31 protein-coding genes are annotated in these 26,440 nt (G+C 44.2%); 13 read left to right on the top strand and 18 right to left on the bottom strand.

The window, feature by feature from the left end:
- Positions 1 to 56: 56 nt before the first annotated feature.
- The 5 genes from zrgA to BS333_RS01650 all read left to right on the top strand — a co-directional run bounded on the left by zrgA (position 57) and on the right by BS333_RS01650 (position 4,786).
- On the top strand, positions 57 to 704 hold the full coding sequence (gene zrgA / locus BS333_RS01675) for a zinc uptake protein ZrgA (RefSeq protein ID WP_021708901.1): 648 nt from the start codon (positions 57 to 59) through the stop codon (positions 702 to 704).
- 195 nt (positions 705 to 899) lie between these two features.
- Positions 900 to 1,628 carry an ABC transporter ATP-binding protein gene (locus BS333_RS01670; protein ID WP_021708902.1) on the top strand — a complete coding sequence of 243 codons (729 nt, stop codon included), beginning with the start codon at positions 900 to 902 and terminating at the stop codon, positions 1,626 to 1,628.
- Positions 1,625 to 2,884 (top strand): ABC transporter permease, encoded by a 1,260-nt coding sequence (locus BS333_RS01665; protein ID WP_021708903.1) that lies wholly within the window; start codon positions 1,625 to 1,627, stop codon positions 2,882 to 2,884. The genes BS333_RS01670 and BS333_RS01665 overlap by 4 nt, the downstream gene beginning before the upstream one ends.
- A 6-nt stretch (positions 2,885 to 2,890) precedes the next feature.
- A complete protein-coding gene (locus tag BS333_RS01660) occupies positions 2,891 to 3,445 on the top strand; it encodes a DUF3299 domain-containing protein (RefSeq protein ID WP_021708904.1) in 555 nt (184 codons plus the stop codon).
- Positions 3,446 to 3,892: 447 nt separating this feature from the next.
- Positions 3,893 to 4,786, top strand: coding sequence for a TIGR03899 family protein (locus BS333_RS01650; protein WP_021708905.1), 894 nt, complete (start codon positions 3,893 to 3,895; stop codon positions 4,784 to 4,786).
- 95 nt (positions 4,787 to 4,881) lie between these two features.
- Here BS333_RS01650 and cysC read toward each other — a convergent pair whose 3' ends face one another.
- The 5 genes from cysC to cobA form a co-directional block, all read right to left on the bottom strand.
- Entirely contained in the window at positions 4,882 to 5,499 is a 618-nt protein-coding gene (cysC, locus tag BS333_RS01645; RefSeq protein WP_021708906.1) for an adenylyl-sulfate kinase, read from the bottom strand.
- Between the two features lie 25 nt (positions 5,500 to 5,524).
- A complete protein-coding gene (locus tag BS333_RS01640; protein WP_021708907.1) occupies positions 5,525 to 7,249 on the bottom strand; it encodes an SLC13 family permease in 1,725 nt (574 codons plus the stop codon).
- A 241-nt stretch (positions 7,250 to 7,490) separates the two neighbouring features.
- Positions 7,491 to 8,924 (bottom strand): sulfate adenylyltransferase subunit CysN, encoded by a 1,434-nt coding sequence (gene cysN / locus BS333_RS01630; RefSeq protein ID WP_021708908.1) that lies wholly within the window; start codon positions 8,922 to 8,924, stop codon positions 7,491 to 7,493.
- An 18-nt stretch (positions 8,925 to 8,942) separates the two neighbouring features.
- Positions 8,943 to 9,851 carry a sulfate adenylyltransferase subunit CysD gene (gene cysD, locus BS333_RS01625; protein WP_021708909.1) on the bottom strand — a complete coding sequence of 303 codons (909 nt, stop codon included), beginning with the start codon at positions 9,849 to 9,851 and terminating at the stop codon, positions 8,943 to 8,945.
- A gap of 54 nt (positions 9,852 to 9,905) precedes the next feature.
- Positions 9,906 to 10,781: a uroporphyrinogen-III C-methyltransferase gene (cobA, locus tag BS333_RS01620; RefSeq protein WP_021708910.1), complete on the bottom strand. Its 876-nt coding sequence runs from the start codon at positions 10,779 to 10,781 to the stop codon at positions 9,906 to 9,908.
- 292 nt (positions 10,782 to 11,073) lie between these two features.
- Between cobA and BS333_RS01615 the strand changes: the two genes are divergently transcribed.
- Together BS333_RS01615 and BS333_RS01610 are read left to right on the top strand one after the other, a co-directional pair.
- Positions 11,074 to 13,038: a bifunctional 2',3'-cyclic-nucleotide 2'-phosphodiesterase/3'-nucleotidase gene (locus tag BS333_RS01615; RefSeq protein WP_021708911.1), complete on the top strand. Its 1,965-nt coding sequence runs from the start codon at positions 11,074 to 11,076 to the stop codon at positions 13,036 to 13,038.
- An 81-nt stretch (positions 13,039 to 13,119) separates the two neighbouring features.
- Complete coding sequence (locus BS333_RS01610) at positions 13,120 to 13,686, top strand: Crp/Fnr family transcriptional regulator (RefSeq protein WP_021708912.1); 567 nt, start codon at positions 13,120 to 13,122, stop codon at positions 13,684 to 13,686.
- Positions 13,687 to 13,866: 180 nt separating this feature from the next.
- On the opposite strand, the gene dbpA is transcribed toward BS333_RS01610, so the two are convergent.
- A complete protein-coding gene (dbpA, locus tag BS333_RS01605; protein ID WP_021708913.1) occupies positions 13,867 to 15,246 on the bottom strand; it encodes an ATP-dependent RNA helicase DbpA in 1,380 nt (459 codons plus the stop codon).
- A gap of 158 nt (positions 15,247 to 15,404) precedes the next feature.
- Here dbpA and BS333_RS01600 point away from each other — a divergent pair, with 158 nt between their 5' ends.
- The 4 genes from BS333_RS01600 (at position 15,405) to BS333_RS01585 (ending at position 17,995) form a co-directional block, all read left to right on the top strand.
- A complete protein-coding gene (locus tag BS333_RS01600) occupies positions 15,405 to 15,857 on the top strand; it encodes a GNAT family N-acetyltransferase (RefSeq protein ID WP_021708914.1) in 453 nt (150 codons plus the stop codon).
- Positions 15,858 to 16,745 (top strand): DMT family transporter, encoded by an 888-nt coding sequence (locus BS333_RS01595; RefSeq protein ID WP_021708915.1) that lies wholly within the window; start codon positions 15,858 to 15,860, stop codon positions 16,743 to 16,745.
- On the top strand, positions 16,717 to 17,424 hold the full coding sequence (locus BS333_RS01590; RefSeq protein ID WP_021708916.1) for a helix-turn-helix transcriptional regulator: 708 nt from the start codon (positions 16,717 to 16,719) through the stop codon (positions 17,422 to 17,424). Before BS333_RS01595 ends, BS333_RS01590 begins: the two co-directional genes overlap by 29 nt.
- A gap of 94 nt (positions 17,425 to 17,518) precedes the next feature.
- Positions 17,519 to 17,995 (top strand): DUF4405 domain-containing protein, encoded by a 477-nt coding sequence (locus BS333_RS01585; RefSeq protein WP_021708917.1) that lies wholly within the window; start codon positions 17,519 to 17,521, stop codon positions 17,993 to 17,995.
- A 184-nt stretch (positions 17,996 to 18,179) separates the two neighbouring features.
- On the opposite strand, the gene BS333_RS01580 is transcribed toward BS333_RS01585, so the two are convergent.
- On the bottom strand, positions 18,180 to 18,773 hold the full coding sequence (locus BS333_RS01580; RefSeq protein ID WP_021708918.1) for a LysM-like peptidoglycan-binding domain-containing protein: 594 nt from the start codon (positions 18,771 to 18,773) through the stop codon (positions 18,180 to 18,182).
- A gap of 288 nt (positions 18,774 to 19,061) precedes the next feature.
- Between BS333_RS01580 and BS333_RS01575 the strand changes: the two genes are divergently transcribed.
- On the top strand, positions 19,062 to 19,682 hold the full coding sequence (locus BS333_RS01575; protein WP_021708919.1) for an FKBP-type peptidyl-prolyl cis-trans isomerase: 621 nt from the start codon (positions 19,062 to 19,064) through the stop codon (positions 19,680 to 19,682).
- A gap of 191 nt (positions 19,683 to 19,873) precedes the next feature.
- A complete protein-coding gene (locus tag BS333_RS01570) occupies positions 19,874 to 20,359 on the top strand; it encodes a DUF2780 domain-containing protein (RefSeq protein ID WP_021708920.1) in 486 nt (161 codons plus the stop codon).
- 91 nt (positions 20,360 to 20,450) lie between these two features.
- Here BS333_RS01570 and rplQ read toward each other — a convergent pair whose 3' ends face one another.
- The 11 genes from rplQ to rplR form a co-directional block, all read right to left on the bottom strand.
- Complete coding sequence (rplQ, locus tag BS333_RS01565; RefSeq protein WP_005383141.1) at positions 20,451 to 20,831, bottom strand: 50S ribosomal protein L17; 381 nt, start codon at positions 20,829 to 20,831, stop codon at positions 20,451 to 20,453.
- Between the two features lie 26 nt (positions 20,832 to 20,857).
- Positions 20,858 to 21,850, bottom strand: a complete 993-nt coding sequence (locus BS333_RS01560) for a DNA-directed RNA polymerase subunit alpha (protein ID WP_021708921.1) — start codon at positions 21,848 to 21,850, stop codon at positions 20,858 to 20,860.
- A gap of 24 nt (positions 21,851 to 21,874) precedes the next feature.
- Positions 21,875 to 22,495 (bottom strand): 30S ribosomal protein S4, encoded by a 621-nt coding sequence (gene rpsD / locus BS333_RS01555; RefSeq protein WP_021708922.1) that lies wholly within the window; start codon positions 22,493 to 22,495, stop codon positions 21,875 to 21,877.
- Between the two features lie 27 nt (positions 22,496 to 22,522).
- The gene (gene rpsK / locus BS333_RS01550; protein WP_001118870.1) at positions 22,523 to 22,912 is read right to left on the bottom strand and encodes a 30S ribosomal protein S11; all 390 of its coding nucleotides are present in this window, start codon (positions 22,910 to 22,912) and stop codon (positions 22,523 to 22,525) included.
- Positions 22,913 to 22,930: 18 nt separating this feature from the next.
- Entirely contained in the window at positions 22,931 to 23,287 is a 357-nt protein-coding gene (gene rpsM, locus BS333_RS01545; RefSeq protein WP_005450559.1) for a 30S ribosomal protein S13, read from the bottom strand.
- 149 nt (positions 23,288 to 23,436) lie between these two features.
- Positions 23,437 to 23,550, bottom strand: coding sequence for a 50S ribosomal protein L36 (rpmJ, locus tag BS333_RS01540; RefSeq protein ID WP_000868186.1), 114 nt, complete (start codon positions 23,548 to 23,550; stop codon positions 23,437 to 23,439).
- A 38-nt stretch (positions 23,551 to 23,588) separates the two neighbouring features.
- Positions 23,589 to 24,923, bottom strand: a complete 1,335-nt coding sequence (gene secY / locus BS333_RS01535) for a preprotein translocase subunit SecY (RefSeq protein ID WP_021708923.1) — start codon at positions 24,921 to 24,923, stop codon at positions 23,589 to 23,591.
- 20 nt (positions 24,924 to 24,943) lie between these two features.
- Entirely contained in the window at positions 24,944 to 25,378 is a 435-nt protein-coding gene (gene rplO, locus BS333_RS01530) for a 50S ribosomal protein L15 (RefSeq protein WP_021708924.1), read from the bottom strand.
- A gap of 6 nt (positions 25,379 to 25,384) precedes the next feature.
- Positions 25,385 to 25,561 carry a 50S ribosomal protein L30 gene (rpmD, locus tag BS333_RS01525; RefSeq protein ID WP_000201159.1) on the bottom strand — a complete coding sequence of 59 codons (177 nt, stop codon included), beginning with the start codon at positions 25,559 to 25,561 and terminating at the stop codon, positions 25,385 to 25,387.
- A gap of 7 nt (positions 25,562 to 25,568) precedes the next feature.
- A complete protein-coding gene (gene rpsE, locus BS333_RS01520) occupies positions 25,569 to 26,072 on the bottom strand; it encodes a 30S ribosomal protein S5 (protein ID WP_021708925.1) in 504 nt (167 codons plus the stop codon).
- Positions 26,073 to 26,086: 14 nt separating this feature from the next.
- On the bottom strand, positions 26,087 to 26,440 hold the full coding sequence (gene rplR, locus BS333_RS01515) for a 50S ribosomal protein L18 (protein ID WP_021708926.1): 354 nt from the start codon (positions 26,438 to 26,440) through the stop codon (positions 26,087 to 26,089).

Raw genomic sequence — 26,440 nt, 5'->3', positions numbered from 1 at the left:
TTAAACTAAATTTAGAAATATTAATAACTTTTAAGCCAAATTAAAGGAATAACACTATGCCATCAAAACATATTCTTGCACTGACCATCGGTTTATCTTTCAGCGCAGCAGCCGTTCATGCAGAAGAGTATCGCCAGCATGAAGCCCATGTTCATGGTCATGCCGAATTCAACATCGCTCAAGATGGCCATGATCTTCTGATTGAAGTGAAATCACCGGGTGCGGATATCGTCGGTTTTGAGCACGCCCCACAGGATGCACAGCAAGAAAAAGCACTCACGCTTGCAGTGAACAAACTCAAAGATGCGACTTCTCTTTTCACCATTAACCCGCAAGCAGATTGTACTCTCGAAGAGGCACGTGTTTCTCATACATTGAATAAGCATCATGAGGAACATAACGATGCCGATCATGAAGAACATCATGATGAAGGTCATGAGAACCACGATCATGAAGAACATCATGATAAAGGTCATGAAGGCCACGACCATGAAGAACATCACGATCACAAACATGGCGGCCATGGTGAATTTTCTGCACAATACCAGTTCCACTGTGAGAACATCACTCAACTCGACTCTATCGATACCTCTTGGTTTACCCAGTTTGTTACCACAAAGGCAATCAACGCCAATGTATTTACCGATAACATTCAGGCTTCAACAGAGCTTGATAAAACCAAAACTCGTATCAAGCTAAAATAATCACCCGTGTCACAATCAATGGCCTTTAAACAGACACTAAAGCCACTTTGTATCATGACTGCAATGAGAATAGTGTGTAGTGAAAATATTATGTAATAAGAATATTGCGTGATTAAAGTATTTTGAAGGCCTTGATTAAAACAAAATGAGGGAGTAAGTAACTACTTACCCCTCATTGCAACTTTGGTAACCAACATGACTGAAACCACGTCAAACGTTGTTGAGCTCAATAACGCTAAGTTTGTCTGGCCCGGCTCAGCAAACGCCACCATTGATATTAAACAATTAAACATTGCTCATGGCGAACATGTGTTTATTAAAGGTCCAAGTGGCTGCGGTAAATCAACCTTACTTGCCTTACTTACGGGCATCAATGTGCTTTCTTCAGGAAACTTATCGGTCTTAGGTACCGATCTTGCCCAGTTGCGCTCAAGCCAACGCGATAAATTCCGCGCTGATCATATTGGCTATATTTTCCAACAATTTAACTTATTGCCTTACTTAACGGTCGTGGAAAATGTTCTTATTCCTTGCCAGTTCAGTGAGGTCCGTCTTCGTAGAGGCGCACCTAACGCTTCTCTTCATGCAATGAAAGAGCAGGCCATCGCACTCCTGACCCGTTTACGCCTGCCCGAAGAATTACATCATCGACGGGTATCCGAACTCAGTATTGGTCAGCAACAACGTGTCGCCGCAGCTCGCGCACTGATAGGTAACCCAGGGCTGGTTATTGCCGACGAACCCACTTCTGCCTTGGATCATGACAATCGCAAAGCCTTTATCGAATTGCTCATGGAACAAACCAGCCACGCTAACGCCACACTCATTTTCGTTAGCCATGACCCGACGCTAGAGCCTTTATTCGACAAAGTCATTAGCTTACCTGAAATCAATCAAGCTCAGCACATGGGGGAAAGATCATGAAAACCATCGCAATACTCGCTTGGAAGAGCTTGATGAATCGTAAAGCGACGGCGCTATTGACTGTTTTGACGGTTTCTATTTCCGTTGTTCTTTTACTGGGTGTAGAACGAATTCGAACTGAGGCAAAAGACAGTTTCGCTAATACCATTTCTGGAACAGACTTAATTATTGGTGGCCGTTCAGGACAAGTTAACCTGTTGCTCTATTCCGTATTTCGCATTGGTAACGCAACCAATAACATTGACTGGAAAAGTTACCAAGAATTTGCCAATCACCGAGCTGTAGATTGGGCTATCCCGATTTCACTCGGTGATTCCCATAAAGGGTTCCGAGTGATGGGCACCAACCACAGCTACTTTGAGCATTATAAATATGGAAGTAAGCAATCACTTACTTTCTCTCAAGGTAAAGAGTTCAATGGGTTATTTGAAACCGTCCTAGGCGCGGACGTAGCAAAACAACTTGGCTACAAAATTGGTAGCGAGATCATCATTGCTCATGGCATCAGCGACGTTGGTTTTAGCAGACATGATAACTTACCTTTCAAAGTTGTCGGTATTCTGGCGCCAACGGGCACGCCGGTTGATAAGACCGTCCATGTTTCCTTAGAAGCCATTGAAGCAATACACGTGGGATGGGAAAGTGGCGCTCGCTTGGGGCCAACTCCAGATGCAGAGACGTTAAAAACAAAAGCGCTACAACCAGAACAAATTACCGCCATGCTTGTCGGTTTGAAGTCGAGAATTCAAACCTTTACACTACAACGACAAATTAACACCTATACCCAAGAACCACTCAGCGCTATTATGCCGGGTGTCGCACTACAAGAATTATGGGGTATGATGTCCGTGGCGGAGCAAGCCTTAATGGCAGTGTCTGGCTTTGTTGTCATTGCAGGCCTATTGGGTATGCTCAGTAGCCTTCTGACCAGCTTACAAGAACGCAGACGCGAAATGGCGATTCTTAGAGCAATGGGGGCTAGGCCAAAACACATTTTCTCGTTATTAATTAGTGAAGCCAGTCTACTGACTTTCGCGGGTATTATAACAGGTGTGATCGGCCTCTATCTGGTGCTCGCTTTTATACAGCCTCTCATTCAGCAGCATTATGGTATCCATATAACGTTAACGCCTCTGTCGAGTTATGAATGGATACTGATTGGTTTAGTCCAGTGCGCAGGTATTTTTATTGGCTTTATCCCAGCATTTCGTGCTTATCAACAATCACTCAGCGATGGAATGACCATAAGGATTTAATAGATTATGTGGAAAAATATTTTGATAAATGGCGTCTTGCTGATGTCATTAACGACAACAGGTATCGCTGCTGCAGCTTCAACCAGTGAAGTAAATAAAAACAGTGATGCTAAAAAAACAGTACAGACAGAAAGTAAAGTACAAGTCTTGGAGTGGATCGATCTCATTCCTGAAGCAGAACGAAAAATGTTTGATGCCGGGGGCATGCCCGTTGCCGATCATAGCGGAGGTCAGGCTCAACAAAGCACTATCGGTCAGGTACGTAAAGATCTTAATGGCAAAACCGTGAAAATACCCGGCTTTGTCATACCACTAGAGGGCGATGCGAATTCGGTTACCGAGTTTCTTCTTGTTCCTTATTTTGGAGCATGTATTCACGTGCCACCACCGCCACCAAACCAAATTATCTATGTGAAGTTCCCTCAAGGAGCACCAGTACAAGACTTATGGGATGTCATTTATGTTATCGGTACATTGAAAACTCAAACGATGAACCATGAAATTGCTGAAACAGGTTATGTTCTTGAAGGCTCCAAGATAGAGCCCTACGATGATATGTAATTTGTTCCACGACATCGAAAAAAGCGCTTTTGTGGCGCTTTTTTTTATACCCAAGTAACCTCAAGATACCGAGCACAACGAGAAGACCTCTGCTCTAAAGCACAATCGCTCTCAAGCACAATAATGCTTCAAAGACACTTGTTGTCGTTCTACACTGTCTTTATTCAATAATTACACAATAGCCAGTCAATAATTAGACAATATAACGCGATAAATACGCTAACGACCCAACATAAACCGTGAAGACAAACACAAGCGATAGATATTTTTTTAGTTTCCCTGCATCTAAATATTTCATCATCCCTCCAACTAACGATAACAATTTTAACAACTTGTTATCATCTTGGGTAGTGTTTATTTTGTAAAAATAATGGTGAAATTGTGGTCGCCCAAGTCGGAAAGGTGTAGATTGACAATCAGCACTTGTAAGCACTCGCAGGAGAACCCATGACGGAGCCTACTCAACCGCCAGTTGTCATTTCAAAGGAAACAGCGGGCAATAACGATAAAAAGTCCGGTTATATCAAAGACAGCGCTGGTCGAGTGAAAAATATCGCTCAAGCGCATGGCCTTGACGCCCTAATGCACTCTGAGCCTCCTGCCAAAAACGCTCAAGAAAGAGCTCAATTGAGAGAGCAACGCCGCCAAGAGCAGCGACAAAAAAACTTAGAGCAGATCTTAAAGCTGGCACACAGTGCATGCCGAGATGAAACCGCAGGTGATCCAGACCCTGATTGGCTCACGCGCTTTTTCGATCTCGCACAAGATATCCAAAATGTCGCCATGCAAAAACTGTGGGCACAAGTCATGAAGTTGGAGGTCATCAATCCAGGTTCAACGTCACTAAAAGCCTTAAAAGTTCTCAAAGATATGTCGCCTAAAGAAGCACAGACTCTACAAAGAGCCGCGGCACTAGCTTGCAGTTTTGGCGGCGATACCAGCAAAAAGCTATTAACTGGCTATAAATCTCATAATGGCCTGTTCAGTTTTGGCAAACGCGACTCCAATTACCATCTCAATATGGGTAACTTTCAATTGCCCTTTTCAAGTCTATTAGTGTTAATAGAGCTTGGATTACTTCACCGTACTGAGTTGGAATCAGGAGAGATTGACATTGACTCCCCTCTGCTGCTCAACTATCAGGGGAAAAATCTCTCCCTGCAGGTACATAGTAAAGGAGTTCGTCTGCTGTACTATCGCTTCACACCGACGGGGAACGAGTTATGTCGATTACTTGGTAATAAACCCAACAGCCAGTTCTACGATCAAATGATCGCCCTGTTAAATCACAAGTTTAGCGTGCAAAGTGATGTAAAAAGCACGGTGGACTATACCGTCTAATATCACCATTACATGCGATGATACCCAAGTAACCTCAGGGTACTTGGATAGACACTCTATCACTCAAACTACGAGGGATACCTGTTCATTTAGCCCTAACGAATAATGCCTCGCTGCTGCATGGTTTCGATACACAGCTCAACAAGCTCAGCCACACTTTTCTCACCAGCAGGCAAATCGATCTCGGGAGTGAGTGGGGCCTGATATTCTGAGTCAACCCCTGTGAAGTGGCGGATCTCGCCTGCTCGTGCTTTTTTGTATAGCCCTTTAGGATCTCTTTTTTCGCACACTTCTAAAGAAGCATTAACGTAGACCTCAATAAATTCATTTTCTGGCAGTAAATCACGAACTAACTGACGTTCTTCACGATGTGGTGAGATAAAAGCAGACAAGACAATCAAACCCGCATCTGCCATCAACTTGGCTAATTCACCAATACGACGAATATTCTCACGGCGATCCTGTTCTGAAAAGCCGAGATCACGACACAGCCCATGACGAACATTATCCCCATCCAGCAAATAAGTATGATAACCCAACTGTGCTAAGCGTGTTTCTAATGCCCCAGCTACTGTCGATTTTCCAGCACCAGACAGCCCGGTAAACCACAGCACGGCCGGTTTTTGCTGCTTTAAATTGGCACGAGCCTGCTTATCAATAGCGTGCTGATGCCAAACAATATTTTGATCTTTTAACGGGGTATCGACTGTCATAGTAACCTTCTGAATATTTTTAAAATTAAAAGGGGAAGAAGACCGGAATCAACGTAAGTACAAGAACAGAATAAACAATCGAGATCGGAACCCCGACTCTCACATAGTCACTCAATGTGTAGTTACCTACGCTATAAACCAACAAGTTGGTTTGGTAGCCATAGGGTGAAATAAAGCTGGCACTGGCCCCAAATAACACCGCCATAATAAACGGCATAGGATCAACGCCATAGCCTACTGCCATACTGTAGCCAATCGGGAAAGATAACGCTGCAGCAGCATTATTGGTGACAAGTTCGGTTAATACCAACGTCATGATGTAAGTGGCCACTAACGCTCCAAACACCCCCCAGCCATTAAAAGCTTGCATGAACACTTCGCCCATACGAACGGAGAGCCCTGACGATATCATTAATTGAGCAATCGACAGCGCACAGCCAACGATCACCACAATATCGATGGGAAAGCGACGCCGCAGCTCAGACATTTGAATCACACCAAAGGCCAGTAAAGTGAGCAAATAAGCAGCCAAACCTTTGAGTATTGGCACCCACTCCAGCAACGCTCCAGCAATCACAGCGGCAAAGCCAGCCAATACAAAAGCAGACTTATTACGATCTAAGCGCGCACTAGAATCCAAATCATTTATAACAACAAACTCTTTACGATGCGCTTTACGCTCAGTTTCAAAACGTTTTCCTGGCACTAAAACTAATGTATCACCGGGGGCAAGATGAATATTTCCCAATCCACCTTCCAAACGTTCATGACCTCGACGAATGGCGACAACCACCGCGTCAAAGCGATCACGAAAGCGACTTTGTTTCAGAGTCTGATGACAAAAAGTGGCAGAAGAACTCACGACCACTTCCATAAAATTTTGACCATTGAGGTGTTGCTGACCAAATAAGGTTAAACCCGGAATTTCCTGTAAGGTCGCAACACTTTCAACATCACCACAAAACAATAATCGATCGCGTGCTTCAAGAACAAAGTCAGGCCCAACCGATGGCACCGTCACGCCATCACGAATCACTTCCGCTAAAAATAACTTTCGTAAGGCTCGCAAATTATTTTCGCTAATCGTATGACCAACCAAAGGAGAACCTGATTCTACGCGCGATTCTAAAAAGTACGGTAACTCCTCCTGGTTTTGCTCGTCATAACTGGGTAACAAGTAGCTCAGCGGGATCAAAATTAGTAATCCACCGAAAAGCACCACCAAACCTATCAAGGTCGGAGTGAAAAAGCTCAAGCTTGGCAAGCCGACATCTTCAACAAAGCTATTGATGATCAAATTGGTTGAGGTACCGATCAACGTCAGCGTACCACCCAAAATTGCGGCATAAGAAAGAGGAATTAACAACTTAGAAGGCGCATGCTGCTGATTACGTTTTATCGCACCAATTAAAGACACCACAACCGCGGTGTTATTCGTAAAAGAGGAAAGCAATGCTGTTGAGAGACCCAGTTTAGCGATCACACTGCCTAAACGTCCTTGAGAAATACAGCGACTCACCCAACTGATTAACAAGGTCTTTTCAAGCGCACAAGAAACCAAGATCAGCAGCACCAAAGTCAATAAAGAAGCATTGGTGAAATTCGCTGCGACCGTTTGAAGCTCAATACCACCGAGCATAAAGGCAATAAAAGCAGCACCTGCAAATACATAACTGGGCTTTAGCTTTGTCATGATCAAACAAGTAATAATGCCCAGCAAGATCGCAAATACCATCACTTGTTCCCACATAATATTTCCTTAGCAATAGCCCAATGCGAGGGACACAACAATTTGAACCAAGCGATACAACCACCTGATGAAAGCTTTGCCAGATCAGGTCAGTTGGTCAGTACAAAGAACTATCCGTCACAAAGAACGATCAGTCACAAAAAGCCATCAGTCAGTGAAAAAGAACACCAGAGGCTCAACCAAAATCGATATGAGCACTCTGGGTTCTTGGGGGAGCGGCTCACTGACACATGAAACTGATTTATGAATGCTGCAACATTTGGCTGAGGTCCTTTGCTTCCCAGTGAGGAAAGTGTTTCCTAACCAGTGCATTAAGCTCAAGCTCAAAAGCTGAAATATCCGCTAAACTGCGTTCAATCGTGGCGAGACTGCTTTTCACCATCCCAGCGCCCACTGTCACGTTGGTTAAACGGTCAATAATAATAAAACCGCCAGTATCGACACAGTCTTGATAACGGTCGAGTGCTACTGCTTCCGTTAACGACCATTCACATAAACCAATTCCATTGAGTGGTAATTCAGATGTGCTGTAAGTCGATAAGTTATTGATATTGTATTGATGATGAATCGATTCTAAGCGTCCAACCGTCTTCTTCCCTGCAATTTTGATGTCATAATCTCGGCCTGAATGCAAAGGCTGCTCTGTCATCCATACAACATCAGCCAACAAATGGTTAGTCGATTCTACTTGAGCATTTTCTAGAACAATCAAGTCACCACGACTGATATCAATTTCATCGTTTAAAGTCAGAGTGACGGCAAGACCTGCCTGTGCTTCTTGCACATCACCATCAAAAGTGACGATACGTGCAACTGTTGAAGTTTTACCAGAAGGTAAAGCCTTAATCGCATCTCCAACTTTTATCGAGCCCGAGGAAATCGTGCCAGCAAAACCTCTAAAATCAAGGTTCGGTCGGTTGACATACTGCACAGGAAAACGAAACTCTCCTTCGCCTTTCTCTTGATCAACATCGACATTTTCAAGCAACTCCAATAAAGATGGGCCTTCAAACCAACTCAATTGGGTGCCTTTATCCACCACGTTGTCGCCCTCTAAGGCAGAGATAGGAATGATCTGAATATTCGTATTTCCGGTTAAGTTCTCAGAAAACTGCAGGTATTCATCACGAATCTCTTCAAAGCGCTGTTGAGAATAGTCAACGAGATCCATTTTATTGATCGCGACAATAAAATGTTTCAAGCCAAGTAAATTAGAAATAAACGAGTGACGACGAGTTTGATCTAATACGCCTTTACGCGCATCAATCAAAATCACCGCAAGATCACACGTTGAGGCTCCAGTCGCCATATTTCGAGTATATTGTTCATGTCCTGGTGTATCGGCAATAATGAACTTACGTTTTTGGGTTGAAAAATAACGATAAGCCACATCGATGGTAATGCCTTGTTCACGCTCTGCTTGTAGACCATCGACCAGCAATGCCAAATCAGGTTTCTCGCCAGTCGTGCCGACCCGTTGACTATCAGAATGAACGGCCGCTAATTGATCTTCATAAATTTGTTTAGAATCGTGGAGCAAACGGCCAATTAGCGTACTTTTCCCGTCATCTACCGAACCACAAGTCAGGAATCTAAGTAACGACTTGTACTGATGTTGTGTTAAATAGCCTTCAATACCAAGCTCGGCTAATTGAGCTTCAACTGCACTGTTCATTCTCTTCCCTTTGATCCTTTAGAAATAACCTTGACGCTTTTTCAGCTCCATCGATCCTGATTGATCATGATCGATCGCACGCCCCTGTCGCTCACTGGAGGTCGCCACCAGCATTTCTTCAATGATGCCAGTTAATGTATTCGCTTCTGATTCAATCGCTCCCGTTAATGGGTAGCAACCTAGGGTACGAAAACGAACACTTTTCTCTTCAATCACTTCTCCTGGTTCTAGCTCCATACGATCATCGTCAACCATGATGAGCATCCCATCACGTTCAACAACTGGACGTTTGTCAGCCAAATACAAAGGGACGATTTCAATATTTTCCAGATAGATGTATTGCCAAATATCTAACTCAGTCCAGTTCGATAGAGGGAAGACTCGAATGCTTTCACCTTTATTCACCTGGCCGTTGTACGTCTTCCACAACTCCGGACGCTGGCTCTTAGGATCCCACGTATGGTTTTTATCGCGGAATGAATAGACTCGTTCTTTAGCACGGGATTTTTCTTCATCACGTCGAGCGCCACCAAAAGCTGCGTCGAATCCGTACTTGTTCAGAGCTTGCTTTAAGCCCTGAGTTTTCATAATGTCAGTGTGCTTCGAAGAGCCGTGAACAAATGGGCTGCATCCCATGGCAAGCCCCTCTGGGTTCTTATGAACCAACAACTCAAAACCGTACTTCTCGGCAGTACGATCACGAAACTCAATCATCTCGCGAAATTTCCAATCGGTATCGACATGTAATAGAGGAAACGGAATTTTACCGGGATAAAAAGCTTTACGTGCCAGATGGAGCATGACTGAAGAGTCTTTGCCAATCGAATACATCATGACAGGATTATCAAACTCAGCCGCAACCTCACGGATGATATGGATACTCTCCGCCTCCAGTTGTTTCAAGTGAGTTAAACGTTGTTGGTCCATGTGTTACCTTTCCTTTTGAGCTTTTAAAATCGAGTGCTGATTTATATTGCGTGCTTATATTGCTTGGGCCATCGCACTAGGTTCTTCAGCCGTTTGTGGTGAGAACCAATCCAATTTCTGATGCAACGTGACGACTTCACCCACCACAATTAATGATGGTGACTGAGCATGTTTAGACAGTTCAGCAAGTTGGTTGAGTTGCCCAGTAAAGACTTGTTGTTGATCCTGAGTACCACGTTCAATAATGGCGACAGGCGTCGAAGTAGAACGACCAAATTTAATTAATTGATCTTGGATATAATGGGATTTCATCAGCCCCATGTAGATCACCAGAGTTTGATTACCACGGGCCAAGGTCGACCAATCCATGTCGTCACTGTCTTCTTTCAGGTGGCCTGTCACAAACAGCGCTGACTGAGCATAATCACGATGGGTTAAAGGAATGCCAGCATAGGCTGTGGCCCCTGCGGCGGCAGTAATGCCTGGCACCACTTGAAAACGGATGCCAGCTTGTGCCAAGACCTCCAGCTCTTCACCTCCGCGTCCAAACACAAATGGATCGCCCCCTTTTATTCTCACCACTTTGTACCCTTGCTGAGCGAATTCAACTAACAGCTGATTGGTCTTCTCTTGTGGCACGCTATGATGCCCTGCTTTTTTGCCCACACAGACTAAAATAGCGTCACTCGGGGCAAGAGCCATGATCTCTTCCGATACCAAATAATCATAAAGAATCACGTCAGCTTGCTGTAAGCAATTCAATGCTTTAATCGTTAATAGCTCGGCATCGCCAGGCCCTGCGCCAACTAAGGCCACTTCCCCCGCTTGCAAGGGGTGCTTACCAAAACGAGAACGCTCAGCAAAAGGCTGATGAGCCACGAGGCGAGGCTTCTTCGCAGAAAAAGGGGTCACTGAATTATTCGCTGTCATGCTCTTGCCTATCATCCATTGATATCGTTATGGATCTCATTATGACGTCAGCGGCATATTACCTGAAATTCTAAAATTTCATTTTTTATGCCAAAAACTGCTAAGGCATGCTGTTGCTTAAATCAGCAGGGTGGTTAAAAAATATGTCATCGTCACAATACGCATTAATTGTCATAAAACTCATTAAGTAACTCGACTATACTCACATTTTTCTGTGTGGCTTAGATGGCTTTACAAGCTTCTTTGATACATTACGCATTTGCACTTTTATCCCATTAACTTGGAGTTACTCATGAAAATGGCCGTTAATCCAATCTCCGTCGCAGTTCTCGGTGGTATGTTCGCTCTAGCCAACCCAGCTATGGCAGATACCATTAAGCTACGTATCATTGAAACCACTGATATTCATACCAATGTGATGGATTATGATTACTACAAAGACCAACCTTCTCAGCAAATTGGCCTAAGCCGTGCGGCAAGCTTGGTTAAGCAAGCCAGAGCAGAAGCAGAGAACAGTGTCTTAGTCGATAATGGTGATTTACTTCAAGGCAGCCCAATGGGCGATTACATGGCAGCGAAAGGAATCAAAATGGGGGAAACGCACCCTGTTTATAAAGCCATGAACCAATTAGGCTACGATGTAGGTAACATCGGTAACCACGAATTCAACTATGGCCTAGATTTCCTCAAAAACTCGACAGCGGGTGCTAACTTCCCTTACATCAATGCTAACGTCTTTGATCAAAAAACGGGTGAACACTACTTCAAGCCTTACCTGATCAAAGCACACACATTCAAAGATACCGATGGTCAAGAACATCAAATCAAGGTCGGATACATCGGTTTTGTTCCACCTCAAATTATGGTGTGGGATAAAAAGAACCTAGAAGGCAATGTGTTTGCTAAAGACATCAAAGCCACAGCAGAAAAGCTTGTCCCACAAATGAAAAAAGAAGGGGCAGATGTCATTATTGCTATCCCTCACTCAGGCCTGTCTACCGATCCTTACAAACTAGGGGCTGAAAACTCGGTTTACTACCTCACAGATGTTAAAGGGATTGATGCCATCGCATTTGGCCATTCTCACGCTGTTTTTCCAGGTAAAGGCTTTGATAACCTACAAGGCGTAGATAATAAAAAAGGCGTAATTAATGGCGTCACTGCCGTCATGCCTGGACGCTGGGGAAGCCACGTTGGCGTAATGGATTTGATGCTTAAGCAGAAAGAGGGCAAGTGGCAAGTGGTTGATGGCCAATCTGAAGCGCGTCCTATCTTTGACAAGGCTCATAAAAAAGCGCTCGCGAAAGCCGATCAAGGCATTGTTGATGCGTTAAAAGACGATCACAAAGGCACACGTGACTTTGTTAACCAGCCGATTGGTAAAGCAAATGATGTTATGTACAGCTTCCTTGCATTGGTACAAGATGATCCTACGGTTCAAATTGTGAACCTTGCGCAAAAAGATTATGTAGAGCGCTTTATTCAAGGTGATCCAAACCTAGCCGACATTCCTGTTCTCAGTGCCGCAGCCCCGTTCAAAGCCGGTGGCCGTAAAAACGACCCTAATAATTTCACTGAAGTTGAATCCGGTCAGTTAACGTTCCGTAATGCTGCTGACCTTTATTTGTATCCAAACACGCTTGTTGCACTAAAAGTGACAGGAAAAGAAGTCAAAGAGTGGCTAGAATGCAGCGCAGGACAGTTTAAGCAAATTGATACTAACACCACGAAACCGCAATCCTTGATCGATTGGGATAACTTCCGTACCTACAACTTCGATGTGATTGATGGCGTTAACTATCAAATCGATGTGACTCAAGCGCCTAAATACGATGCCTCATGTAAAGTCATTAATCCGACTTCTCAACGTATTGTCGATCTGACCTTCAATGGTAAACCGGTTGATGCGAAGCAAGACTTTATCATTGCTACCAACAACTACCGAGCATACAGCAATGCCTTCCCTGGTACTGGCGCTGACTTCATTGCTTTTGATTCTCCAGATGAAAACCGTTCTATCTTAGCGGCTTACATCTCACGAATCAGTAAAGAGAAAGGTGAAGTAACACCAAGTGCAGATAACAACTGGTCGTTTGCACCGATACAATCCGATAAGAAATTGGATATTCGCTTTGAAACATCACCCGGTGATAAAGCAGCACAGTTCATCAAAGATAAAGGCCAATACCCGATGACACGCTTAGCAGACGATGAAGTCGGCTTTGCCGTTTATCAAATTGACCTAAGCAAAAAATAACCGATTAAGTTATATTAATGACTTATTAACGCGGCTCAATTGAGCCGCTTTTTTTCACCCGTTTTGCGATTAGGTTTACCTATGCCCCACGACCTCTCCAGCGATTTAATTCAGTTCGGCTTTGTTGCTGACGAAACTCGGCAGCTCATAGAACACGGCCAACAACTTGAATTACCAACGCGCCATATTTTGCATCATCAAGGTGAAGTCAGCTCGCACATCTACTTTGTGCTGGAGGGCTTATGTCATGCCAGTTATCTGACAGATAAAGGTAAGGAGTTCAGTAAAGAGTTTTACTGGGAGCAAGATTGGATAATCGGTTTTGAGAGCGTGATTAAAGAGCAACCATCGCCCTATGTTTTAGAAACACTGACCCCTTGCCATTTGTTTTGTTTGCCGATTGAAGTCTTTCATCAATGGCGCAAAGAGACGCACCCAATCTACATCAAATTACTCGAAGCTCAGTTGATGTACAAAGAAAACAAAGAACGCTTTATGCTGCTGTACACACCAGAAGAGCGCTACCAATTATTTTGCACGCACTACCCCGATTTAGAGCAGCGAATCACCGACGGTCAGATTGCCGCTTATTTGGGGATTACCGCAATCAGTCTTAGCCGAATTAAGTCACGCTTAAAAAAGGCATAGAATAAGGTCAGACACCCAAGAGCCTAAGTGACCTCAAGGGGCTTGATTCAGAGCGAGGGCTCTGGGGTATTGAGGGAATAAGGTATCGAAGGCACTGAAGTATCGAGTACACTAAAGTATATAGGCTGGAAAAACAAAGGCACTCAATATCGAGCGCCTTGGCATTTAGTGAAGCTCCGCTTATTTCAGAATACGAGCTCGAAATTGACGCCCTTTCATTTTGCCATTACTGATGGTTTGCAACGCTTTCTTCGCCACAGATTTCTCCACAGCAACATAAGATCGCATCGCCATTAACTGGATCTTACCCACTTGTGCACCTGTGATACCATTTTTACCGGTTAAGCAGCCTAGAATGTCACCAGCACGTACTTTTTGCTTCTTACCACCATCGATGTTAATCGTTACCATTTTCGCTTGGTATGGCTGCTGGGTTGATTTCACAGGCAGGGTTGCTGGCATCACATCCATCTCTAAATATTCTTCGATACGCGCAACACGTAAACCATCTTTTTCGCCATAAAAGCTAAATGCAAGTCCTTTACTCCCCGCACGACCAGTACGACCAATACGGTGCACATGCACTTCTGGGTCGCGAGACAGCTCAAAGTTAAATACGGCATCAAGGTTATCGACATCGAGGCCACGCGCGGCAACATCCGTTGCAACAAGGATAGAAACACTCTTGTTAGCAAACTGTACCAAAGCTTGATCACGCTCTCGTTGCTCAAGATCCCCATGAAGATCGATCACACTGAAGCCTTTGTGATGCAGTTCATCAGCGACGCTTTGCACTTCCTTTTTAGTATTACAAAAGACGACTGCAGACTCTGGTTGGTGGGTCAAAAGCAAATTGGCTAGAGCTTCATCTCGCGCTTCCGAACCTTCAACCTGATAAAAGTACTGTTTAATGCTGGAAGTATCGTGCGTCGATTCCACTTTGATCATCTCAGGTGATTGCATAATGCGCTGAGCAATCTGTTCGATCTTCTCTGGAAATGTCGCACTAAATAGCAGTGTTTGACGTTGTTTAGGCGCCGCCGCAATGATGGCATCGAGTGCGTCTTGGAAGCCCATTTCCAACATACGATCGGCTTCATCAAGCACCAAGGTGTTCAACTCGTCTAAATTGATACGACCTTTCTCTAAATGATCAAGAATACGGCCAGGGGTGCCAACTAAGATATGTGCACCATGCTCTAATGAACCAATTTGAGGGCCCATTGGCATACCGCCACATAACGTCAGCACTTTGATATTGTGAATACCTCGACCCAAAGTACGAATCTCTTTCGCCACCTGATCGGCAAGCTCACGCGTAGGACAAAGCACCAACGACTGAACTCGAAAGCGCTTCACATTGAGGTTAGATAATACACCAAGGCCAAACGCAGCGGTTTTACCAGAACCTGTTTTACCCTGACCAATCACATCACGAGCATTTAAAATCGCCGGTAAACTCAACGCTTGAATCGGCGTCATATGGGTATAATTCAATGAAGCCAGCGTATCGAGTAAGGCTGGATTTAACCCTACTTGGTCAAAAGTTGGTTTGCTCACGGGGAAACATCCTCAGGTGGTGTGAAAAGAGGGCACATTATCGCCAGATTTGCGGCGAAGGCCAGATAAAATTAACCATTGTTAATGAGTATGAGTACAAATAAGCGTAAAGTCGTCGCAATATTGAATCAATCCTCTTATGTTTTGGAGATACAACGATGCTGAACTGGGTACTTTTGCCTTTCTCTCAACTCACCAATCAACAATTGTATGAAATGCTTCGTTTGCGTGTCGATGTCTTCGTCGTTGAACAAACATGCCCCTACCCTGAGCTCGACGGTAAAGACACCATCGAAGATGTTCAGCACTTACTCGGCTATCAAGGTGATCAACTGGTCGCTTGTGCACGTTTACTGCCCAGCGGTCTCTCTTTTGAGTGTGTCAGTATTGGTCGAGTAGCCACCAAGTTGAGTGCCAGAAAACAAGGTTTAGGTCATCAATTACTTCAACAAGCTCTGACTCATTGTCAAAGGCTCTGGCCTGAGCAAAGTATTGAAATCGGAGCACAAGAGCATCTTGTTGCCTTCTATGCTCAGCATGGTTTTGAAGTCAGCTCAGATGTCTACCTTGAAGATGGCATCCTACATGTGAATATGCGTCGAGGAAGCTAGATGTCTTCCCATCATTTGGCGTTACTCTTACTGGTACTCGGTAACTTGGCAGCCTCTTTGTCTGATGTTGCCGTAAAACTTATCGAAGGGGGCATCTCCCCATTTCAATACATGTTTCTGCGCCAATGTTTTGCCCTACTGCTTATTTTGCCCTTTTATCTGAAACAAAAGCAGGACAAACGCACGCTCAAACAAACACCGATCACACTGATTCGAGCCCATCTTATTTTGCTCGGGAGTGGCTGTATGATGGTTGCCATCACCTATTTACCGCTAGCAACAGCCAATGCCGTGTTCTACGCTGCACCACTTCTTATGCTGCCACTATCGGTATGGCTACTAAAAGAGCACCCGCCATTAAGTAAAATACTACTCACTGGCTTTGGATTTATTGGCGTATTAATTGTGCTACGACCAACCCAATTTCATTGGGCAGCACTGTTCGCTTTAGGTACGGCAACAACCCTTGCGCTGTTTAATATATTAGTAAGACGCTTACCCAGCGAACAAACAGTCGTGACGACGTTATGGTGGACCACATTATTTTCGCTTCCCTTTTCCACATTATTAGCGGCCTTCTATTGGCAACCCATAACTGCAAGAGAGTTGACGCTTGTTTTTATGAGTGCGGGCTGCATTTTAAGCTACAATGGCTTAGCGGTATTGGCTTACCAAAAAGCACCCGCTGGAGAAATTGCTTTTGCTGAATATTCTGGCTTAGTATTTGTCACACTATTTGGCATATACTGGTTCAATGAAATACCAGATATTTTAAGCATCATTGGAATGGCAATGATCCTCCTACCGATAATGCTAAAAAATGCCATTGCCTCTCGCTGGAGATTAGCAAGAAAGAAATATGATAGAGCACAAGATAAAGCATTATGAAATAGAAGAACGTTCGGATTATCACTCTCACCAAGAGCATCAATTAGTCTATGTTCATAGCGGGCTATGCGCTTTACAAACAGAAAAACAAAACTACCATGCTGTTAATGGTCAAGCACTTTGGATCCCTGCAAACGAATCCCACTCTGCGATCTTTTTCCAAGACTCCTGCTTGAGCTTGCTGTTTTTTAATCAATCTCCACCGAAACCCTTAACGACAAAACCGGCGTTACTTAGAGTCACAAATCTTTGGTCTCAATTAATGCATGAATATTGCCAACATCACCTCAGTTTTGATATCAATACTCAACATGCTTACAACAATGTTCTTTGGGACCAAATACGGCATTTAAGCCAAATACAAGAGATTCAAGCGCACACAAATCATTTCGACAAACGCCTCAATTCTCTGATCCATGCTGTGTGTCTTAACCCAAATAAAAATATTACTTTGCAAGATTTTGCCAAACATTGTGGCGCTTCTGAAAGGACCTTGAACCGGCTATTTTACAAGCAATTTAACCGTTCATTTGGTGACTGGCGGAATATGATTGTCATGGAGCGTGCTAATCAAATGCTCAAACAAGGTCATAGTGCAACGAATGTAGCTCTCGAGCTTGGCTACCAAAGCCTACCGACCTTTTCTTCTGCACTGAAACGCTACAACGCCAAACAATAATGACAAAAATGACAAGAAGGTTGTCATAAATCGATAAGCGCTATTTTACCCAGCCTTTATTATTCTCATCCTGAATAAAAAAGGCGAAAGTGTTATGTCAAAAAGAAAGAAAACCACCCCACTTCTCATTGTTACTAGCCTGCTGGTCTTAGTATCAGGCGTCATGCTGTTCTTCGATATCATGCCGCAAAAAGTGGTGTTAATGCATGAATGGATAGGCTTGATTCTTACCCTAGCAGTCATGAGTCATGTCTTAATGCACAAGAAATCGGTTCTGATGCACTTAAAAAAAGGCAGTAATCTGGTGTTGATAGTCTGTGTCTTATTACTTGGCAGTAGCATGTTACAGCCAGAAGATGGCACGGGTAACCCTGCTGCAAACCTCTTTGCCGCTATAGATAATGCCTCAATGGAAACCATTGCTGCGCTAAAGCATATGTCATTTGAGGAAATAAAAGCTGTGATGCAAGCCAATCACATCCAGATCAATAATGAAAACGCGACGATCACCGAAGTAGCACAGAAAAACGGCCTCAGTAATGAGCAACTACTAACGTTAATTTTCAGATAGATATTGTGGGCTCTTCATCATGGATGAATCGGACACACACCTCATGAATACCCAAGCCCTCTCAAGTTCTTGGGTATTATACAACTTGGAAAGAGCCTGCTATTCCGCTTCGTTGTCTTCCTTGAATTCAACTCAGTGCCCTCGCTCTGAATCAAGCATCTTGAGGTTATTTGGGTATATTAGCTTATTTACTGCGAGCAAAACCGCCATCGGATAAACGGAAAAATATCACTGACTCACCACTGTTTTCCAGTTGTAGCATATCGAGAATGCCCGTTTTAGTTAGCTTAAAACGAATAAGCTGGCCTTGTTTAATGCGGCTAAGAGGTTTATCACTTCCTTCCACTTTAACCAGTGCATTGAGGTCAGACATAGGCAATTGAATGCTACGAAATACTTGGGCAAGCGTATCACCTGTTTTAACCGTGTAGGTTTTCCAAAGCGCTGATTTGGATTCCGTTTCTTGCGGTGAACGCTGCTCACTTAAACTTTGTGCATTCAACTCGATAGCCACACGCTGAGCTTCCACAGGCGGTAAGGCCTTATCATCCGTCAATGCAGGTTGCGGTAAAACCAGCAATACCAAGACAAACGGGATCAGCACCATCAATAGGCGTTGATGTAGCTTCGGAAGCCTCTGCCAAAAAGATACGATTGGCAGGCAGCGACGATGCCAGAACGCTTTACTGCCTAGCGATTTCCAGTCGATAGCTGTGAATTTTTGTTTCACCAATTCGACATAATCGACCTGCTGTTTTTTCTTTCTGCGACGATTCATTCTCATGGTTTCCTTAATACTTCTGATCTCAGTATAAAAATATCAGCGCAATGAGTATATGTTTTTTGCCAAAGTAAAATGTAATTTGGCATAAATTAGCTAAAAAATGACCTAGATTGACGAGGTATATCAAGGTTTCATTGTATTTTCAGCCAAGCTTACGGAACGAAATGCTTAAGTCACTGAAAGATGCTTGGGTATAGCACACAGATTGAAGGACAATCATTTAAACCCTAGCTCGAAACTGATATGCTGTCTTTTTATTACTCCTAACAAGAGCGACATTCCATGTCTGAAACAAACTTTGAAACAGTAGAACAAAAAGCAAGCTACGGTATTGGTCTGCAAATGGGTCAGCAACTTGCTGGTTCTGGTCTAGAAGGTCTTAGCGTTGACGCTATCGCTGCTGGTATTGCAACGGCACTAACGGGTGACATGCCATCTATCGAAATCGACGAGATCAATAGCGCACTGCAAGAGCTACACACTCGTGCAGAAGCTGTTCGTCAAGAAGCCGCTAAAGCAGCTGCTGCTGACGGTGAAGCATTCCTAAAAGACAACGCTCTACGCCCAGAAGTTAACGTTCTTGAGTCTGGTCTACAGTACGAAATCATCACTGAAGGTACTGGCGAAATCCCGACTTCAGCATCTCAAGTACGTGTTCACTACCATGGTGAGCTAACTGACGGTACTGTCTTCGATAGCTCGGTATCTCGTGGCCAACCTGCAGAGTTCCCAGTAACGGGCGTAATAAAAGGTTGGGTTGAAGCCCTTCAACTGATGCCTGTTGGTTCAAAGTGGAAACTATACATCCCACAAGATCTTGCATATGGTGAGCGTGGTGCTGGTGCAGCAATCCCTCCATTTGCAGCACTTGTTTTCGAAGTAGAGCTACTAGATATCCTATAATTGAGACTCACTTCAACATGTTGAAAAGCGGCGCACAAACGCCGCTTTTTTTGTCTAAACTTTAAGCCAAATCTAAACACCTTCTAATAGCTGTTATCGAATTCTGATATATCCAACCTACTTTCTCACTCAAGTAGGTTTCCATACACATCACGATCCACTCAGACAATTATGAACCACATGGAGGGCTCATGCGAAAACTATCACTTGTTTTACCGTTATTGACTATGAGTATTGGCAGTGCACATGCATTTCTTGACAACCTTACGGAAAAAGCAGAGCAAGAAGGAAGTGGCTTAATGGATATGGTCAGTGACAAAATGACCACGGGAAGTTCACCATTGACCAATTTATTAACCAGCCAACTACCAGTTTCCACTGAGCAAGCTGCTGGGGGAACCGGTGCGTTACTGGCTTTAGCTCAGAGTCAATTATCCGATCAAAACAGTAAGGAGCTCAGTTCACTGATCCCAGGTATGTCTAAGTTAGAAGGTGCACAAAAACTTTTAGGCAACGTAGAAAACTTAGGTGCGGTACAAGGTGCTTTCGATAAACTTGGCTTGAATTCATCTATGATAGGTCAATTTGCGCCACTAATTTTAGGGTATTTAGGCAAGCAAGGGGCAAGTGAAGGCTTATTGAGTTCTCTAACAAAATTATGGCAGCCGGGTGGTTAGAGAAGGATAGAAGAACGCTATCTTAGCAATGGCGAAAGCAAAAAACAAAAAAGCCGAGCTAATGCTCGGCTTTTTCGTTCTTACGAACTGATTACTCAGCAGCTTCTTCAGCAGCTGGGCGATCAACAAGCTCAATGTAAGCCATTGGAGCTTTATCACCAGCACGGAAGCCAGCTTTTAGGATACGAGTGTAACCGCCCTGACGAGCAGCAAAACGTGGACCTAGTTCGTTAAATAGTTTTGCAACTACTTCGTTGTCACGAGTACGTGCAAATGCAAGACGACGGTTAGCAACACTGTCAGTCTTAGCTAGTGTAATCAAAGGCTCAACTACGCGACGCAGCTCTTTTGCTTTTGGCAAAGTAGTCTTGATAACTTCATGACGTACTAGAGAGCTAGCCATATTGCTGAACATCGCTTTACGATGTGAGCTGTTGCGGTTGAGTTGACGACCACTCTTACGATGGCGCATGACCTAATCCTTCTAACTAGTATCGATTAATCTTCAGCGATTGATGCAGGTGGCCAATTTTCTAGGCGCATGCCCAGAGAAAGACCACGTGACGCAAGTACGTCTTTAATCTCAGTAAGAGATTTTTTACCAAGGTTAGGCGTTTTAAGTAGCTCAACCTCAGTACGTTGTACTAGATCACCGATGTAGTGAATCGCTTCTGCTTTCAGACAGTTAGCAGAGCGAACTGTTAGTTCAAGATCGTCTACAGGACGCAGTAGGATTGGATCGAATTCAGGCTTCTCTTCCTTCTCCTCAGGAACACGTACATCACGAAGATCTACGAACGCATCCAATTGCTCAGCAAGAATAGTTGCTGCGCGACGGATAGCTTCCTCAGGTTCTAGAGTACCGTTCGTTTCCATATCGATGACAAGCTTGTCTAAGTCAGTACGTTGTTCTACACGAGCTGCTTCTACAGCGTAGGCAATTTTGTCTACAGGGCTGTAAGTAGCATCTACAAGTAGACGACCGATTGGACGCTCATCTTCTTCAGTATGGATACGGGCAGAAGCAGGAACATAACCACGACCACGTTCTACTTTAATACGCATAGCGATATCAGCATTGTCATCCGTTAGGTGACAAATAACGTGTTCTGGGTTAGCGATCTCTACATCACCATCATGGGTGATGTCACCTGCAACCACAGGGCCCGAGCCTGATTTGTTCAAAGTAATGAACACTTCATCTTTGCCTTCAGCAACACGCACAGACAAACCTTTTAGGTTCAAAAGGATTTCAAGAATATCTTCTTGAACGCCTTCTTTTGTGCTGTATTCATGAAGTACGCCTTCGATTTCTACTTCTGTGACTGCACAACCAGGCATAGAAGATAGAAGGATGCGGCGAAGTGCATTACCCAGAGTATGACCAAAGCCACGCTCTAATGGCTCAAGAGTTACTTTTGCGTGAGTCGAGCTGATTTGTTCGATGTCAACAAGACGTGGCTTAAGAAATTCTGTTACAGAACCCTGCATTGTGTCCTCTCTTTAGTTTAAACCTTACTTAGAGTAAAGTTCGACGATCAATTGTTCGTTGATGTCAGCTGATAGATCTGAACGCTCAGGCATACGCTTGAATGTACCTTCCATCTTGCCACCATCTACTTCAATCCAAGTTGGTTTTTCACGTTGTTCAGCAACTTCTAGAGCTGCTTTGATACGAGATTGCTGTTTAGCTTTCTCGCGAATAGAAACAACGTCATTAGCCGCTACTTTGAAAGAAGGAACGTTTACAACTTTACCGTTAACTAGGATAGCTTTGTGGCTAACTAGCTGACGAGATTCAGCGCGAGTCGCACCAAAACCCATACGGTAAACTACGTTATCAAGACGACCTTCAAGAAGCTGAAGTAGGTTTTCACCAGTGTTGCCTTTAAGGCGAGCAGCTTCTTTGTAGTAGTTACGGAATTGTTTTTCTAGAACGCCGTACATACGACGAACTTTTTGCTTCTCACGAAGCTGAACGCCATACTCAGATAGACGACCGCGACGAGCGCCGTGTACACCTGGTGCGTTATCAATTTTACACTTGGTATCGATCGCACGAACACCAGACTTAAGAAATAAGTCAGTGCCTTCACGACGGCTAAGCTTCAGCTTAGGACCCAAATATCTTGCCATGATTCTTCTCCAATAGTCCTAGAAACGTTAAACGCGACGTTTCTTAGGTGGACGACAACCGTTATGAGGGATTGGTGTAGCATCAACGATATTTGTGATGCGGAAACCAGCTGCATTCAGTGCGCGAACAGTAGATTCACGACCTGGACCAGGACCCTTAACCATAACTTCCAAGTTCTTTAGACCGTATTCTTTAGCCATTTCAGCACAACGCTCAGCAGCAACCTGTGCAGCGAACGGAGTAGACTTACGAGAACCACGGAAACCAGAACCACCTGCAGTAGCCCAAGCTAGAGCATTACCTTGACGGTCAGTAATGGTTACGATTGTATTATTGAAAGAAGCATGGATGTGCGCAACGCCATCTGCAACTTGCTTGCGTACGCGCTTACGAGCGCGAGTTGGTTGTTTAGCCATTGTACTCTACCTTCCCGATTATTTCTTGATCGGCTTACGCGGACCCTTACGGGTGCGAGCATTGGTTTTAGTACGCTGTCCACGTAGTGGTAGACTGCGACGATGACGAAGACCACGGTAACAGCCAAGGTCCATAAGACGCTTGATGTTCATGGATACTTCACGACGTAGATCACCTTCTACAGTGTATTTAGCTACACCATCACGCAGTTGATCGATCTGCTCTTCAGTTAGTTCACTGATCTTAACATCTTCAGCAATACCCACTTCAGCTAGGATAGCTTGAGAGCGAGTTTTACCGATACCGTAGATCGCTGTTAAAGCGATTACAGCATGTTTTTGATCAGGAATGTTAATGCCGGCTATACGGGCCATTATTCACTCCTAAGTGTTTCTATAAAAGAATTAGCCACAGCAAAGCCCGTTATGGATACGCTGTGGGATACTACTTCTTTTGCACGCAAAAGGTAGGCCGAGGAATATACCCGACCTATCCTTCATTTTCAAGTAAAAACTTCTGCTAATTAGCCTTGGCGCTGTTTGTGCTTTGGCTCACTGCAAATCACGCGAACGACACCGTTACGCTTGATTACTTTACAGTTACGGCAGATTTTTTTAACGGAAGCACGAACTTTCATTGCTAAACTCCGTAATTGAAACTGAGTCTACCGCCGGATTAACGGCCGTAGCCCTTCAGATTCGCTTTCTTCAACACAGAATCATACTGCTGAGACATCAGATGAGTCTGTACCTGTGCCATAAAGTCCATGATAACAACAACTACAATTAGTAGTGATGTGCCGCCAAAATAGAAACGTACGTTCCATGCGACCATCATGAACTCGGGAATAAGACAGATAAAGGTAATATACAGTGCACCTGCTAGGGTTAAACGTGTCATTACTTTATCAATGTACTTCGCTGTCTGCTCACCTGGGCGGATGCCGGGTACGAATGCACCGGACTTCTTCAAATTATCTGCTGTTTCACGCGGATTGAAAACCAATGCCGTGTAGAAGAAACAGAAGAAAATAATTGCTGCTGCATAAAGCATAACATACAAAGGCTGACCTGGACTAAGAGCCAATGACACGTCAGTTAACCAACCGAACGCGCTGCCCTCACCCCCTTGACCGAACCACTGTGCTAGTGTTCCAGGGAACAAAATAATGCTTGATGCAAAAATTGCTGGAATAACACCTGCCATATTTATTTTAAGTGGCAAATGAGAACTTTGCGCAGCAAATACTTTACGACCTTGTTGACGCTTCGCGTAGTTAACGACGATACGGCGTTGACCACGTTCCATGAAAACAACGAAGTAAATTACTGCGAAAGACAATACAGCAATAAACAACAAAAGAAGTACATGCAATTCACCTTGACGCGCTTGCTCAATTGTTTGACCGATTGCAGAAGGCAATCCAGCAACAATACCTGCAAAGATCAATAATGAAATACCATTACCGATTCCACGCTCTGTAATTTGTTCACCTAACCACATTAAGAACATGGTGCCGGTTACTAAACTTACGGTAGCAATAAGCGTAAACATGGTTTGGTTGATAACAACCAGATTATCGACCATGTTTGGTAAGCCTGTTGCAATACCAATAGCTTGGAATGTTGCAAGTACAAGCGTGCCGTAGCGCGTATATTGGCTTATCTTACGACGGCCTGCTTCACCCTCTTTTTTGAGTTCGGCTAACGCTGGATGAACTACAGTTAGCAGTTGGACAACAATAGATGCCGAAATATACGGCATGATGCCCAACGCTAATATAGATGCACGCTCAAGAGCACCACCGGAGAACATGTTAAACATTTCAACGATGGTACCTTTTTGCTGTTCGAACAAATTGGCAAGTACAGCCGCATCAATACCAGGAATCGGCACAAAAGAGCCGGCTCGGAATACTAAAAGTGCACCAATTACGAATAATAAGCGCGACTTTAGCTCACTTAAGCCGCTCTGAGCACTACGAAAATCTTGTCCTGGTTTCTTAGCCATCTGTACCTCGTTCCTCGAGATTATTCCTCGATTTTACCGCCTGCAGCTTCGATTGCAGCTTTAGCGCCTTTAGTCACACGTAGACCTTTAACAGTCACAGCTTTGTTAATTTCGCCAGAAAGAACAACTTTTACAAATTCGATGTTCTTAGTGATGATATTAGCAGCTTTAAGGCTGTTTAGATCAACTACGTCACCAGAAACTTTCGCTAGTTCACCTAGACGAACTTCAGCAGACACTAGGCTCTTACGAGAAGTGAAACCGAATTTTGGTAGACGTTGTTTTAGAGGCATCTGACCGCCTTCAAAACCTGGACGAACGCTGCCGCCAGAACGTGACTTTTGACCTTTGTGACCACGGCCACCAGTTTTACCTAGGCCAGAACCGATACCACGACCTACACGCTTAGGAGCATGCTTAGAGCCAGCAGCCGGTGCAAGAGTATTCAAACGCATTTCTGATTACTCCTCAACTTTAACCATGTAGTAAACCTTGTTGATCATTCCGCGAACACACGGAGTATCTTCAAGTTCTACTGTATGGTTGATTTTACGAAGACCTAGACCACGCAAAGTAGCTTTATGCTTTGGTAGGCGACCAATTGAGCTTTTAGTTTGAGTTACTTTAATAGTTGCCATTGTGTTCTTACTCCGAAATAGCTTCAACAGTTAGACCACGTTTAGCAGCAACCATTTCTGGCGACTTCACACTACCTAGCGCATCGATCGTTGCACGAACGATGTTGATTGGGTTCGTAGAACCGTACGCTTTAGATAGTACGTTGTGTACACCAGCAACTTCTAGTACTGCACGCATCGCACCACCTGCGATAACACCAGTACCTTCAGCAGCAGGCTGCATGTAAACTTTAGAGCCCGAGTGGCGACCTTTCACTGGGTGGTGAAGAGTGCCTTCGTTTAGCGCGATTGTCGTCATGTTACGACGCGCTTTTTCCATTGCTTTTTGAATCGCTGCAGGTACTTCACGAGCTTTGCCGTAACCGAAACCTACACGACCATTACCGTCACCAACTACTGTTAGTGCAGTGAAGCTCATGATTCGACCACCTTTAACCGTCTTAGATACACGGTTAACTGCGATTAATTTTTCTTGCAAATCATTCGCTTGAACTTGTTGTTCTTTAGCCATCTTCCAACCCTACCTTAGAATTTCAGACCAGCTTCGCGAGCAGATTCTGCTAGCGCCGCTACTCGACCGTGGTATTGGAAACCAGAACGATCAAATGCAACTGCAGTTACGCCTTTTTCAAGAGCGCGCTCTGCAACAGCTTTACCTACTGCTTTAGCTGCATCAACGTTACCAGTGTATTTCACTTGCTCACGGATCGCTTTTTCTACAGTAGAAGCTGATGCGATAACCTCAGAGCCATTAGCCGCGACAACCTGTGCGTACACGTGACGAGGAGTACGGTGTACAACTAGGCGAGTCGCACCCAGTTCTGCAATCTTACGACGTGCACGTGTAGCACGACGGATGCGAGATGCTTTCTTATCCAT

The sequence above is a fragment of the Vibrio azureus genome (genome assembly GCF_002849855.1).
Classification (GTDB): domain Bacteria; phylum Pseudomonadota; class Gammaproteobacteria; order Enterobacterales; family Vibrionaceae; genus Vibrio; species Vibrio azureus.
The sequence above is the reverse complement of the archived record's forward strand: the minus strand, read 5'-3'. Positions and strand labels throughout refer to the sequence as shown.